Origin of the sequence: Lutispora thermophila DSM 19022, from assembly GCF_900142105.1 — a bacterium.
In the GTDB taxonomy this organism is placed as follows: domain Bacteria; phylum Bacillota; class Clostridia; order Lutisporales; family Lutisporaceae; genus Lutispora; species Lutispora thermophila.
Genome location: NZ_FQZS01000006.1, coordinates 30149 through 43536 on the forward strand (window position 1 = coordinate 30149; position 13388 = coordinate 43536).

Below are 13388 nucleotides of genomic sequence, written 5' to 3' on the forward strand. Positions count from 1 at the left end.
AATGAAATATGAAACGGTGGCCATTCATGTTGAAAAACTCGTAAAAAGGTATAGAAATGGTGTGCAGGCGTTAGATGGTCTAAGTTTAACTGTAAACAAGGGAGAAATATTCTCTCTCTTAGGCCAGAACGGCGCGGGAAAATCAACTCTTATCAATGTGTTGACTACATATCTTCGCCCAACATCCGGCAGTGTAATCATTTTTGGAAAAGATGCCTGCCATGAAGCGACTGAAATCCGTACTCTGATTTCCTGGGTAGCACAGCGGACGTCCATTGATACACGCTTATCCCTTACAGAGAACATGATGTTTCAAAGCAACCTCTACAAAGTGCCAAAAGAGGAAGCGAAAAAACGCATGGAAGCATTGATTTTCTGCTTCGGATTGGAGCAATATTTAAAATACCCTGTTTCATCTTATTCCGGTGGAATAAAAAGGCGCCTTGATATTGCGCTATACATGATGTCAAATCCGAAAGTACTGTTTTTAGATGAACCTACTATTGGCATGGATGTTCAATCACGAATGGCCATGTGGGATATGATTAGAAAAATAAGAGAGGATTTTGGAACAACAGTTTTTTTGACGACCCACTATCTAGAGGAAGCTGACCGGTTAAGCGATACCATATGCATAATAAAAAACGGAAAAGAGGTCATTCAAGGCATACCTCATGATCTCAGGGAATATTTACAACAGAATAAGCTTAAAATCAGTTTTGGGTCAAAAGAAGAAGCAAAAAGTTGCTTTGGGAGATTAAAAAATGTCATTTCCCTAAAAGAAGCAGATTTATATAATGATAAGATCATAACTGATTCAAAAAATAGCTATGCAGATTTAGAAAGGGTAAACCGTTGGCTATTGGATAACGGTATTTCTTTTCTGGGCATAGAAATGATACAGCCAACTTTGGAAGATGTTTTCATCAGGTTAACAAGGGAAAATGAAAGGGAGGTCTGTCAATGAGCATTTTTACTATACTTAAGCGCAATATAAAGTGGCGATTTCATAATGCCATTACCATTGTGATTACGATTTTACAGCCAATGCTTTGGTTGATCTTATACAGTGCCGTTGCAGGACAGGCAATGCGGGACATAGGAATTGAAAACTATACGGCATTTATTCTACCGGGGCTTATTGTACTGGTAAGCTTCGGAGCTTGCAGCAGCAGTGGCATTATGAATTATATTATGAAGATGGATGGAAGCTTTTATAGGTTATTGATAGCTCCTGTTCAAAGAAGCTCCATTGTGCTGGGCCAAATATTGGAAGGTGTTTTATGCACTTTTCTTGAAGTTGCAATTATGTGTATTGTCAGCCTGTTCTTTTCGGTAAAAATTGCTTCGGGATTTATAGGATTGTTTTTTGCAGTTCTGATTGTTTTTATGACAGCCTTTTTTCTGGCCGGATTGACCTATGGAATTAGCCTATGCCTTCCAAATGAAGTGATTTATGAAACTGTGATGAATGCCATTGTACTACCAATCTTTTTTCTGAGCACTGCATTGTTTCCGGCAAATACATTATACGGAGTTTTATCAATGGTAGTGAATCTAAATCCCTTCTCCCATATTATCAATGTCTTACGAGCTCTGATTATACAAGGAAACATTGATAAGTGGCATATTATCTTTGTAATTCTTTTTCTTGCAGTCATGTGCCTTATGAGTTTTTTATGGGCATCGTATAGGCTAAAAAAGGAAACAAGCTTATAAAAGATTTATTAACTTGTAGGAAATAATATGCTTTAGCATAATTACTCAGTCAGCTATTTAATGAGAAGAAGATGAAAAAATAAATGCTCAGATAGCACTTGACACAAAAGGTTATAAATGGTAACTTATAAGTAAAATTGTGGGGGAACTCGCGAGAGTTGAGAAGGTAAAACCTAACCCTTTGAACCTGTCAGTTAACACTGGTGTAGGGAAGCAATTTTTATTATCAAGAGTAATTTTATTATCAGAATAATAATTTTATCTGGAATAATAAACAAGCGCTTTCCTTATCAGGGGAGAGTGCTTTTTTTGTCAAAAAACGGACAGGTTGAGAAAGAGCTTTTATTGTGTCAAAGGCAAAACCTAACCTTTAGGAAGGTCCTGAAATATCAATGAAAGGATGAACGTTAGATGATTAGCAAAATGGACATTCAAAACAGTATGATTCAGGCAGTTGAAACAGTGAGAAAAGAAAACCCGATGGCAGGATCCATAACAAACACAGTAACTATAAACTTTGTGGCTAATGCACAGCTTGCTGTTGGAGGTTCTGCCGCTATGGTTTATCTGCCTGATGAAGGTGAATTTCTGGCTAAAAACGGTGGAGCAACCTATATAAATGTGGGTACACTATTACCTGTTTATGAGGACACTTTACCCCATACCGCAAAAATATTGCAAGAAATGAAGAAACCATGGGTACTGGACCCAGTGGCAGTGGGTATTGGTTCTCTTAGAACTCAATTGTTAAGACAGTTTAAAGAATATAAACCCACTGTAATCAGAGGAAACGCTTCGGAAATTTTAGCATTGGCTGGTTTGTGGGGATTAGATGGTGGTACGAAACTATCCAATGTACGTGGTGTTGATTCTATGGATTCAGTAAGCGCTGCAAGGAATGCGGCTATTGCACTGGCTAGATGGACAGGTGGAGCTGTTGCTGTGTCAGGCGAAACGGATTTAATTACTGATGGTTCTGTTGTAGTCTTATCTCATGGAGGTTCTCACTTTATGGAGAAAATAACCGGGGCAGGCTGTGCATTAGGTGGAGTCATAGCGGTCTATGCGACTGCTGCATCCCCTTTTATTGCAGCCCTAACTGGTACTGCGGTGTTTAATTTGGCAGGAAGCCGAGCTGAAAAAAAGGTTGAGGGTCCCGGAAGTTTCCAGGTTCACTTCTTGAACGAGCTATATAAAGCAAGTGCAGAGGATATCGCTAACAATCCATTTGAAATAGAAGAAGCTTAAACCGAGCATAAACTACTCGAGGAGGGAAAAATAATGAGCATCAGAGAAAAATTGGATATATCGGCATACCTGGTTGTGGGTCCCGAGAATACTAAAGGAAGACCTGTTATGACAATCATTAAAGATGCCATTGAAGTTGGATTTACATGTATTCAAATTCGTTCCAAAGTTGCTTCTGCTAAGGAAATGATTAAACTTACCCAACAAGCTTCTGAAGCAATTGCGGGAGCAGGAAAGTCTGAAGAAGTAACACTGCTGGTAAACGACCGTCTCGATGTTGTTTTGGCCGCCAGAAAACAGGGGATAAAAGTAGATGGAATACACGTTGGGCAAGAGGATATTCCGGTAGAAGTATGCCGAGAGTATTTAGGAGAAAATTCAATTGTCGGATTATCAGCAAGAACCCATGAAATGCTTGAATATATCAAAACAGTGGATGTTTCTCAGATAGATTATTTTGGAATCGGACCTTTGCATGAAACAAGTACGAAACCAGATTGCGGTCTTGACTTAGATGGGAAAGTAATCACCCGAAGTTTTGAGGAAATTTCAAAGATTGCTAAACTTAGCCCAATTCCCGTTGTAGTAGGTGGTGGAGTAAAACTTATCGATATACCTCAACTTGCAAAAACAGGAGTAGATGGATTCTTCGTGGTGTCAGCTGTGGCTGAGGCTGATGATCCTAAACAGGCAGCGGACGATCTGGTAAGGGCATGGAAACTCTATGCTCCAAAAGCGCATAAAGATTTGCAATGAAAATAGGTGAAGATATGATTAAAGGTGCAATTTTTGATTTGGATGGAGTTATATTGGATTCTATGATCGTATGGGAAAAGGCGGGGGAAATGTTTTTGAACAGTTTAGGTATACAAGCAGAATCTGGAGTTGATAAGATTCTATTTAGCATGAGCATGTCAGAAGGCGCTAAATATATGAAGGATAGGTACTGTTTGGATATGAATGAAGATGAAATTGTTGAAGCTGTGAACCATACCATCATGGATTTCTATTCTCATCAAGTCAAACTTAAGGAAGGGGTAAAGCAGTTTCTAAAGGGCATGCATCAGTATGGCATAAAAATAGTAGCAGCAACATCCTGTGACAGAATGGTATTTGAAACAGCGCTGGATAGGCTTAATGTAATGAGCTATTTTCAAAAAATATTTACATCTACGGAAATAGGTGTCGGTAAAGTAAAACCAGATATTTATCTTGCTGCAGCAGAATATATGGGAATACTGCCAAAGGATATATGGGTTTTTGAAGATGCGCTGTATGCAATCCAGACTGCAAAAAGTGCAGGCTTTAGAACCGTTGGAGTATATGATGCTTCCAGCATAGATGATATTGAGGAGATTAAAAGGGTCAGTGATATTTACTTGAGTAATATGGAGCATTTTCATGTTTTTCTTGAAAAGGTGATGTTCTTCAACTGATTTGTGAAGGCATAGCTTGGAGTTTTTCTGTTATTCGAATGTATAGCTTTACTAATATAGATTACATAAGAGGATATTATCATGAATAAGTGCTTAACTATGCTTATGTTGACGCTATAAAATATTGCTCAGCCATATTCCTTATGATAATATAAGGATGATATTATCATAAGGAAATTTTTTGTGAAAAATAACTGGCTACTAATGAATTTGATGTGATTTAACATATTTTTGTAAGATAAAAAATGTTCCCGCTATATCAAACTAGTTGAGCTAGAGCAAAAATGAGCAGATATATGATATTCGCAGATCTAGGAGGAGTAACTATGGAAAATTATCATGCTCTTGTCACTAAGCAAAAAAATTTCTTTTATACGGGAAAAACTAAAGATGTAAATTATCGCATAAATGCATTGAAGGAACTAAGGGCTGGAATTATGAAAAATGAAGGCATGTTTATTGATGCCCTTAAAGCAGATTTAAATAAGTCTGAGTTCGAAGCTTATTCCACTGAAATAGGTGTTGTCTTAGAGGAAATTCGCTTTGCTTTAAAGCATATTAAATCGTGGATTAGACCTCAACGTGTGACAACACCTCTTAAGCTTTTTGGTTCATCAGGCTACATTTATCCCGAGCCTTATGGAGTGGCATTGATTATTGCCCCTTGGAATTATCCATTTCAACTGGTGATTGCTCCTCTTATAGGAGCAATTGCTGCAGGAAATTGTGCCATACTTAAACCGTCAGAGTTAACCCCTAGAACTTCTGAAGCTTTGGGGAAGTTAATTAATGAACTTTATCCTGAAGAATATATTGTGGTAGTTCAAGGCGGTGTTGAAGCAAGCCAGGCTCTTTTGAAGGAAGAATATGATACTATCTTTTTTACCGGAGGCATATCTGTTGGGAAAATAGTAATGGAAGCAGCTGCAAAGCATTTAACTCCTGTTACATTAGAACTTGGGGGCAAGAGTCCTTGTATTGTGCATGAAGATGCGAATATTAAGCTGGCTGCTAAGCGAATTGCATGGGGAAAGTTTTTAAATGCGGGTCAAACCTGTGTAGCGCCGGATTATGTCTATTTGCATAGTAATATTCGAGATGAGTTTTTGAAGGAGTTAAAGGAAGCTATTAGAGAACTTTATGGAGAGAATCCGATGAACAATCAAAATTATACTCACATAGTAAGTGAGAAGCATTTCAATAGGTTGGCTGCTTTTCTGGATGAGGGGGAGATTTTAATTGGTGGAGCAAGTGATAGGGAACATCTGGTGATAGAGCCAACAGTTATGACAAAAATTACTTGGAAAAATGCCATCATGAAGGAAGAAATATTCGGGCCAATTCTTCCTATACTTGAATATGTTAATATTTATGATGTTATTAACGGTATTCAAAATCATCCGAACCCATTGGCGCTGTATTTATTTACAGAAAGTCCCACATTGGAAAAAGAGATTTTGAAAAATGTTTCCTTTGGAGGAGGTTGTATCAACGATACAGTATATCATTTAGTATCTCCCTATTTACCCTTTGGAGGAATAGGAAACAGTGGTATAGGATCTTATCATGGAAAGGGAAGCTTTGATGCTTTTTCTCATAAGAAGAGCATTTTGAAACAGACAACCCGTTTTGATATTCCACTGAGATATCCTAATGTGAAGAATGGGCTTAAGATGATTAAATATTTTTTGAGATAGGGTGATAGTAAAATGTCCAATAATACAAATTTGACAAGGGAACTTGCAATAAAACTGATTAGATCTCAGGAAGTGGTTTGTCCCAAATGCAACAAAGCCATATTGGTTCCTAGGTATTCTTATAAAAAACAAAATACGGAATATAAATGTCCTACCTGTGGTGAAGTATATCATCCTTGTAAGTTGATTTAGACATGGAGTGATTATTATGAAAGAAAGGACAATTATGCTTTTTCCTAAATTCAGTAATATTGATATCATAAATGAAATAAGGACAAAGTATGATCCTTTGGCAGATAAAGTGTTACCTCATATAACTTTAATTTTTCCTTTTAAAAGTGATTTTGGTACTAATGAAATAGAAAAATGGTTAGATACTGCTTTGAAAAATGTTAAGCCCTTTGAGGTTCAATTGCAGGGGTTTACAAAACAAGAAGATAAGTTTGGCAATTATTTGTTCTTAAACATAGTTAAAGGCATGGATGATATAAAACAGATACAAGAAATGCTTATAGCTATGAAAAAGTTTGATTATCCTTACATACCCCACATGACGGTAGGAAAATTTCAAACTAAGCAGGAATTAGATATGGCATATGATGAAGTAAAGAATATGAATGCATCATTTGCAACTATAATTGATAGGGTTTCAGTTGAAATAATAGGAGACAATGAGGTTTCTATTATAGAGATTGAGCATAAGTTGGGCTGTTAAATGACTAATGTCAAGAGAAATGTCTCCAGATATAGAATCTATACGACAAGGTTTTGTCTGCTAAGCAAAGATTATAAAGATTGTAGAAATTATATAAGAGTATTTTATCATGATTGTGCTCATGAACTACCCTTGGCATTATATTTTATTGCTTAAGTATACCTCTTGTGGTAATATAAGTATTATATTATAATAAGAGGAAATTTTTTAAAAAGTAATGAATTACTAATGATTTTATTTTGTGTAATAGGAGTATCATTGACTTAAACTAACGGTATGGAATTATTTTAATAAAGGGGCAGATAAATAAATGGAGAATATTTTTTGGGTGGAGGAATGGGCAAAGGTAAGGCAGGATGAGGTTGTTCGATTGCCTGAGAGCTTTAAGGTTCATGAAAGTTTTTTAGAAGATATTTCAAAGATGGACTTTGAAACTTCATTTAGAGAAATATGGAACATGTATATCAGTATATATGGGGATATTGCCAAGGCTCCACAAATCTTTGGAGTGCCGCTTTATGAAATAGATAATTACAATAACTTTACTGTACAAGCAAGAGAATCAAGAAATGCTCCATATCGCCCATTTAATCTGTTATATAACCTGTTGATTTCAGGAAGTTTTAATAATGGAGAATTTATTATAGATATAAATGACTTTAAAGCAGTTAATAAGGTAAAAAATACTAATGTCCTTTTTGAAAGATTTAATGATTATGGATTCTTTTTTGAGGGATTGAAAAATTATAAATTGTCAAATCAAAACATTTCAATGTTCTACCCTGATAATAAAAATGTCATGCCTGTTTTAAAACTCATGGCAGATAAAGCTCGTATAACCAACAGACTTAATGATTTTTTTTCCTGCCACTATAAGCTGTTTCAGGATGATATGAATACTGCAAATTACGGAGTCGGTATAGATATAGTTGCTGATAAAATGCATACCAAGAAAGAACAGGAATTCATATATGAAATGGATGCTATACTGAGAGAAATTGGATATTATGCACAACCTAAAATATGGAATGAAGGGCCTGGGTATGCTTATTATGATAAGGAAAGTGTAATGAGAAACAATGGTCCATATCATTATTTGATGCTGTCATGGAAGACAAAGCTTATTCTATATCTTCGTATAAGAAATGCTTCAGCGTGTTTAGAGTACCTCAAACATTGTCCTGATACAGTGAAGCAAATATTTCTAAGAGGAGACAACGGATGCAAGAATAAGCTTAATGGCACATGCAAATTCGGGCAGGAGTATACAATTGATGGCAATACCTATTGGAGATGTGGTTGTTGCAATGCTCCCTTTTATTTTACTCCGATAAAGGATGATATTCCACACTATATCAAACTGGTTGAGTTGGGATTGAAAAAATAATGAAGCTTAATAAAACAAGCCTTTGTGTTCTTAGTGATTTATTGAACTTGTATAAAAAGGAGGATTGGCTGTGAGTGAAAAAATTAGTTTTGAAGTGCAAAATTTTAAAGCAGTTAGGTTTATAGGCAAAGAAGTAATTGTAGGAAGGAAGAATCCTGTTCCAGATTTATGGGAAAGGATGTTGACCGATGGTACAAATGATTTTCTTCAAAATCTTCCTCAGAGAGTATCCCCATTGGGAGATACCATTGGATGGATGGGTGACTACAATCCACAGACAAAAGAGTTTGTTTATATTGCGGGGATATTTGCCGAGCCTAATGCTAATGTTCCAGATGGATTTTCTTATCGTGACATTCCCGATTGCTTAATGGGAATTGGTTGGATTGAAGGAAATACTCCTGAATTGCATAAAGGAGCCCATGTTAAGACAGAGAAGATAATGAGAGCCAATGGGTATGTGCCGGATTATTCAATTGTTGGGATTTCAATGGAATACTACTCATTCCATAAGTATGCAAATGTTAAAGAAGATGGAAAGAACACCTTTACTTTTGGTTATTATATACCCTGCAAAAAAAATGTTTAAGCTTCCATTACAAAGCATAATGTTATTTCAAAACATTGTGAGATCTTGCAATTGTAGAGTGATCTGGAGCCTTACGACCAGCTAAGAGCCACATAAAGTTAATGTCTATTTTGAAGGAGTTTTCAATTTTTCTGTTGGAATAGATGTTGTTCATGTATGCATAGGTTAGAACTTTGAATAGGATTTTAGGTTCAACTGCGGAATTTCTTCTGATGGATGAGTATGCCCTGTATAACTTATCGTAATTTAATCCCTCCAATATGTGGCTTAGCAGTCGTACTGAATCATCCTCAGGAATAAGCATTTCAAAGTTTAATGGTAAAACAATTGATAACACTTATTAAATTCTGCATAATTTTTATTGTATAGTTTTGTGGGTAGCATAAATTAATTATATTGAATTTACGGGTTCTTCGGGACTCGTGTTTTTTGTTTTTGGATAAATTAAGAAGGCTGCTGCCCAACTAACTATTTATCAGTTGTGCAACAGCCTCTCCGTTAAAAGCATTTCAAGAAAGACTTCCTTGATTGCTAAAAATGCTTTCATAAGAACCCTATATGGTATTGACATATTAAAATGAAAATTGTTAAAATTATATCAAAACTGGTCGGACCAGATGAAGATTTAAATAAACTAAAGAGGAAGGGTTTTATGAAATCTGTTAAAAAAAAGCCTGTGCCTACACATAAAGAAGTTTTTGTAAAAAGGATCACCAGAGAAATCCTTTCTGGAAAATGGAATCCAGGTGATAAACTGCCATCAGAGCGTGAATTGGCAGCTGAAATGGGAATGGGAAAAACGGTAGTCCATAACGGTTTTGAACAATTGGCTGCCATGGGATTGGTTTATATCAAGCCGAAATCAGGCATTTTTGTAGCTGATTATATGAAAACAGGAAATATTGAAACTCTTAATGCTATTGTTAACCTTAACGGAGATGAATTAGGCCGGGATGTTGTGGAAGCTATTCTGGATCTTCGCCTTGCCATTGAAGGAATGGCATTACGGGCATTATGCCTTTGCAGAAGTGAAGATGATATTGCACACTTGAGATCTATTACTGAAGACATCAGGGATTGTTCTGATAATATGGGAGTGGAAGAGTTGGCAGAACGCTTTTTTCTCTGGCATCGTGAAATATGTATTTTAAGTGGAAAAAGTGTACTTACGCTGTTCATGAATACTGTTCACGATGTTTCCATCGCGTTTTGGGTCAAGTATCTAAGGATGTATGGTACTTCCTTTGCCATTGAGCGATTGGAACGGTTCATAGGATTCATCGAGGCCCGTGATTGCGAAGGCGCATATAATTTGTTGGCTACGGGTATTGATGACTATCTGGCTAACCTTGAAAAGCAAACAATGTAAATTCTATTTGAAAGATGATCACATAAAATTGATTTCCTGACGCAACAATGCGTCTGTAATATAGATAACTTAAAGAAAGGGTGGGTAATTGTGAGTAAGCAGACCAAGTCTAACATGCCATTGGATGAGAGCAAACTGTCCTTTGAGATTCCACGTACTGATGCGCCTCGAGAAAAGATAATTAAGCTGGGAAAAATGATCACTGATCGCCTTCCTGCAAAGTTGAAAGGCGTCACAGGAGATGACCCGGAGTACTGGGGTCTTGCCGGTTTGGTTACCGATGAGATGGCAGATGTTGCTTTAAAAATGGGAGTACGTAAGCCTAAAACACTGAAGGAACTTGTAAAGCTGACAGGCAAGGATGAAGAATATTTGGAGAAGATACTGCAAGAAATGGCGTACATTGGCCTTATAGAGTACAATTGGGAAAATCCTAGGCATGAAAAGCAGTATGTGCTTCCACGATTTGTTCCTGGCAGTGCAGAATTTTTTAATATGCGCAAATCACAAATTGAAGAGCATCCTGAGGTTACTGCTTTTTTTGAACGCATGACATTCCTTCCCTTGGAGAAGGTTACGCCAATGGTACCTCCAGGAGGTGCTGGCATCGGAATGCATGTCATACCGGTGGAAAAAGCCATTGAGACGGAAAACCAATCCGTAAGCGTGGAACATATTTCCTACTGGTTGAAGAAGTATGAGGGCAAGTACGCTAAAAGCATGTGTTCCTGTCGTGCAAGCCGAGCCAAGCTGGGTGAAGGCTGTGGTGACGATGTAGAAAGCTGGTGTATTGCTGTTGGGGATATGGCGGACTACATAGTGGAGACAGACCGTGGTCAGTACATAACTTATGATGAAGTGTTAGATATCCTCAAACAGGCGGAGGATAACGGTTTTGTCCATCAGATTACCAACATAGACGGAGAAAACAAGATTTTTGCCATATGCAATTGCAATGTTAATGTATGCAACGCTTTGCGTACTTCCCAGCTTTTTAATACTCCCAATTTGAGCCGCAGTGCTTATGTTGCAAGAGTTGAGAGTGAGAAGTGTGTAGCTTGTGGTCGTTGTGTGGAGCATTGTCCTGCCGGTGCCGTAAAACTCGGACAGAAACTCTGCACAAAGGATGGTCCTATTGAATACCCACGAGTTGAGCTTCCAGATGATACGCCATGGGGACCGGAAAAATGGAGTATCGATTATAGAGATAAAAACCGCATCAATTGTTATGATACAGGTACATCTCCCTGCAAGACTGCTTGCCCAGCCCATATTGCAGTTCAAGGCTATCTGAAACTGGCGGCACAGGGTAGATACCGTGATGCATTGCAACTGATAAAGAGAGAAAATCCTTTCCCAGCAGTTTGTGGTCGAATCTGCAACAGACGATGTGAGGATGCATGTACCCGCGGTACGGTAGATCAGGCTGTTGCCATCGATGAAGTAAAACGATTTATTGCTCAGCAAGATTTGGATGCCAAGACTCGATATATACCTGAGCCTATCATACCTAAGGTTGGAGGCAGTTTTGAAGAAAAAATCGCCATTATTGGAGGAGGTCCTGCAGGTATGACCTGTGCATTCTTCCTTGCAGAAAAGGGCTATAAACCTACGGTGTTTGAGAAGGAATCCAGACCAGGCGGCATGCTTATGAACGGAATACCGTCATTCCGATTGGAGAAAGACGTGGTTGAAGCAGAAATTGATATTCTTCGTGAAATGGGCGTTGAGTTTAAATGCGGCGTTGAAGTTGGCAAGGATATCACCATTGACGAGTTGCGTCGTCAAGGTTATAAAGGTTTCTACATAGCTGTTGGGCTTCAGAGCGGTGGCAAACTAAACATTCCTGGTTCAAATAGTGAAGGAGTTGTATCGGGTATAGATTTCATGCGAAAGGTCAATTTAGAAGGTAATACTAAACTTAGTGGCAAAGTTGTTGTCATAGGAGGTGGCAATGTTGCCTGTGATGTAGCTCGGACTGCCCTCCGATGCAACGCTGAAAGCGTCAGCATGTATTGCCTTGAGGCTTATGATGAGATGCCATGCGGTGAGGAAGACCGTACTGAATGTGAGAAAGAAGGCATCATCATTCGGGCTGGATGGGGGCCTGTTGAAATTCTATCCAATAACGGCAAAACAACAGGTATTACATTTAAAAAGTGCTTGTCTGTGAAAGATAAAGATGGAAGATTTGCTCCTTCTTTCGATGAAAACATCACCGAAACTGTGGAATGCGATATGGTTTTCTACTGTATCGGTCAGAAAGCAGATTGGGGTAAATTGCTAGATGGTACGAAGGTTGAGTTTAATCCCAACGGAACCATCAAGGCCGATCCTGTGACTTATCAGACTGCTGAGCCGGACATCTTTGTCGGAGGAGATGCCTATACAGGACCAAAATTCGCCATAGATGCCATTGCTGCCGGCAAGGAAGGTGCCATATCCTTGCACCGCTTTGTACAGCCCAATACCAGCTTGACAATTGGCCGCAATCGTCGTCAGTTTATTGAGCTGGATAAGAATAATATTGTGATAGATACTGCCAATTTTGACAATTCGCCAAGACAGCGAATCGGTTATAACGAAGCTTTAGCAAAGACCTTCCGAGATGATCGTATTGGCTTCACGGAAGAACAGGTGAAAAAAGAAACAGCCCGTTGCCTTGGTTGTGGCGCATCAGTGGTCGATCCAAACAAATGCATAGGCTGTGGTATATGTACTACAAAATGTGTTTTTGACGCCATCCACCTTTATCGTGAGCGTCCAGAGTGCAGCAAAATGGTTAGAAGTGAAGATAAGCTGAAAGTGATTCTGCCATATATGATTAAACGAGGATTGAAGATTAAGTTCAGCAGAAAGAAAGGAAAGAAAAATGCATGAGTTGGGAATCGCCTTTTATATAATTAAAGTCGTGGAAAGGGTTGCTGAAGACAATAAAGTCACTTCAGTTTCTAAAGTATCTTTAGAGTTGGGAGAGGTATCCGGTGTGATACCCAAGGAGCTTGCTGACTGTTGGAAATGGGCAGTTAAGAAGAAAGAACTAATGAAAGATGCAGAGCTTCTTATCGAAAAGATAACTGCATTGACTTATTGTGAAAGCTGTGAAAATATATATGAAACTGTGCAACATGGTCGAATCTGTCCCCATTGTGGCAGTGAGCGGACTTATCTTGTGCAGGGAAATGAAATTAACCTTAAAGAAATAGTTGCCTGTTAAGTGGAGGGATA

At 38.1% G+C, this 13388-nt stretch carries 12 protein-coding genes, 1 pseudogene and 1 riboswitch; of the genes and pseudogenes, 12 read left to right on the forward strand and 1 reads right to left on the reverse strand.

Features of this window, described 5'->3' with window-relative positions:
* The first annotated feature begins 1 nt into the window (after position 1).
* From BUB48_RS04605 to BUB48_RS04650, 9 genes are all read left to right on the forward strand, one after another.
* The gene (locus tag BUB48_RS04605) at positions 2–967 is read left to right on the forward strand and encodes an ABC transporter ATP-binding protein (RefSeq protein WP_073025082.1); all 966 of its coding nucleotides are present in this window, start codon (positions 2–4) and stop codon (positions 965–967) included.
* Positions 964–1719: an ABC transporter permease gene (locus tag BUB48_RS04610; RefSeq protein ID WP_073025083.1), complete on the forward strand. Its 756-nt coding sequence runs from the start codon at positions 964–966 to the stop codon at positions 1717–1719. Before BUB48_RS04605 ends, BUB48_RS04610 begins: the two co-directional genes overlap by 4 nt.
* 131 nt (positions 1720–1850) lie before the next feature.
* Positions 1851–1949, forward strand: a riboswitch (TPP riboswitch).
* Between the two features lie 181 nt (positions 1950–2130).
* Positions 2131–2967 (forward strand): hydroxyethylthiazole kinase, encoded by an 837-nt coding sequence (gene thiM / locus BUB48_RS04615; protein ID WP_073025084.1) that lies wholly within the window; start codon positions 2131–2133, stop codon positions 2965–2967.
* A 33-nt stretch (positions 2968–3000) separates the two neighbouring features.
* Positions 3001–3723, forward strand: coding sequence for a thiamine phosphate synthase (locus BUB48_RS04620; protein WP_073025085.1), 723 nt, complete (start codon positions 3001–3003; stop codon positions 3721–3723).
* On the forward strand, positions 3720–4403 hold the full coding sequence (locus tag BUB48_RS04625) for an HAD family hydrolase (protein WP_242944165.1): 684 nt from the start codon (positions 3720–3722) through the stop codon (positions 4401–4403). Before BUB48_RS04620 ends, BUB48_RS04625 begins: the two co-directional genes overlap by 4 nt.
* A gap of 326 nt (positions 4404–4729) precedes the next feature.
* Positions 4730–6100, forward strand: coding sequence for an aldehyde dehydrogenase (locus tag BUB48_RS04630; RefSeq protein WP_073025086.1), 1371 nt, complete (start codon positions 4730–4732; stop codon positions 6098–6100).
* Between the two features lie 208 nt (positions 6101–6308).
* Entirely contained in the window at positions 6309–6815 is a 507-nt protein-coding gene (locus tag BUB48_RS04640) for a 2'-5' RNA ligase family protein (protein WP_073025088.1), read from the forward strand.
* A gap of 310 nt (positions 6816–7125) precedes the next feature.
* Positions 7126–8202, forward strand: coding sequence for a hypothetical protein (locus tag BUB48_RS04645; protein WP_073025089.1), 1077 nt, complete (start codon positions 7126–7128; stop codon positions 8200–8202).
* A 70-nt stretch (positions 8203–8272) separates the two neighbouring features.
* Positions 8273–8791, forward strand: coding sequence for a GyrI-like domain-containing protein (locus tag BUB48_RS04650; RefSeq protein ID WP_073025090.1), 519 nt, complete (start codon positions 8273–8275; stop codon positions 8789–8791).
* Between the two features lie 43 nt (positions 8792–8834).
* On the opposite strand, the pseudogene BUB48_RS04655 reads toward BUB48_RS04650, so the two are convergent.
* Positions 8835–9175 (reverse strand): annotated as a pseudogene (locus BUB48_RS04655) (transposase); the annotation flags it as partial.
* A 268-nt stretch (positions 9176–9443) separates the two neighbouring features.
* Here BUB48_RS04655 and BUB48_RS04660 point away from each other — a divergent pair.
* From BUB48_RS04660 to BUB48_RS04670, 3 genes are all read left to right on the forward strand, one after another.
* Complete coding sequence (locus BUB48_RS04660) at positions 9444–10160, forward strand: FadR/GntR family transcriptional regulator (RefSeq protein WP_073025091.1); 717 nt, start codon at positions 9444–9446, stop codon at positions 10158–10160.
* A gap of 114 nt (positions 10161–10274) precedes the next feature.
* Positions 10275–13040 carry an FAD-dependent oxidoreductase gene (locus tag BUB48_RS04665; RefSeq protein ID WP_073025258.1) on the forward strand — a complete coding sequence of 922 codons (2766 nt, stop codon included), beginning with the start codon at positions 10275–10277 and terminating at the stop codon, positions 13038–13040.
* The gene (locus BUB48_RS04670; protein ID WP_073025092.1) at positions 13033–13377 is read left to right on the forward strand and encodes a hydrogenase maturation nickel metallochaperone HypA; all 345 of its coding nucleotides are present in this window, start codon (positions 13033–13035) and stop codon (positions 13375–13377) included. Before BUB48_RS04665 ends, BUB48_RS04670 begins: the two co-directional genes overlap by 8 nt.
* Positions 13378–13388: the final 11 nt, after the last annotated feature.

Excerpts from the sequence above, each read along its gene's own strand:
- BUB48_RS04665 (WP_073025258.1), top strand. The coding sequence starts at position 10,275 with ATGCCATTGGATGAGAGCAAACTGTCCTTTGAGATTCCACGTACTGAT.
- BUB48_RS04605 (WP_073025082.1), top strand. The coding sequence starts at position 2 with ATGAAATATGAAACGGTGGCCATTCATGTTGAAAAACTCGTAAAAAGG.
- BUB48_RS04610 (WP_073025083.1), top strand. The coding sequence starts at position 964 with ATGAGCATTTTTACTATACTTAAGCGCAATATAAAGTGGCGATTTCAT.
- BUB48_RS04645 (WP_073025089.1), top strand. The coding sequence starts at position 7,126 with ATGGAGAATATTTTTTGGGTGGAGGAATGGGCAAAGGTAAGGCAGGAT.
- thiM (WP_073025084.1), top strand. The coding sequence starts at position 2,131 with ATGATTAGCAAAATGGACATTCAAAACAGTATGATTCAGGCAGTTGAA.
- BUB48_RS04670 (WP_073025092.1), top strand. The coding sequence starts at position 13,033 with ATGCATGAGTTGGGAATCGCCTTTTATATAATTAAAGTCGTGGAAAGG.
- BUB48_RS04630 (WP_073025086.1), top strand. The coding sequence starts at position 4,730 with ATGGAAAATTATCATGCTCTTGTCACTAAGCAAAAAAATTTCTTTTAT.
- BUB48_RS04660 (WP_073025091.1), top strand. The coding sequence starts at position 9,444 with ATGAAATCTGTTAAAAAAAAGCCTGTGCCTACACATAAAGAAGTTTTT.
- BUB48_RS04625 (WP_242944165.1), top strand. The coding sequence starts at position 3,720 with ATGAAAATAGGTGAAGATATGATTAAAGGTGCAATTTTTGATTTGGAT.
- BUB48_RS04640 (WP_073025088.1), top strand. The coding sequence starts at position 6,309 with ATGAAAGAAAGGACAATTATGCTTTTTCCTAAATTCAGTAATATTGAT.
- BUB48_RS04620 (WP_073025085.1), top strand. The coding sequence starts at position 3,001 with ATGAGCATCAGAGAAAAATTGGATATATCGGCATACCTGGTTGTGGGT.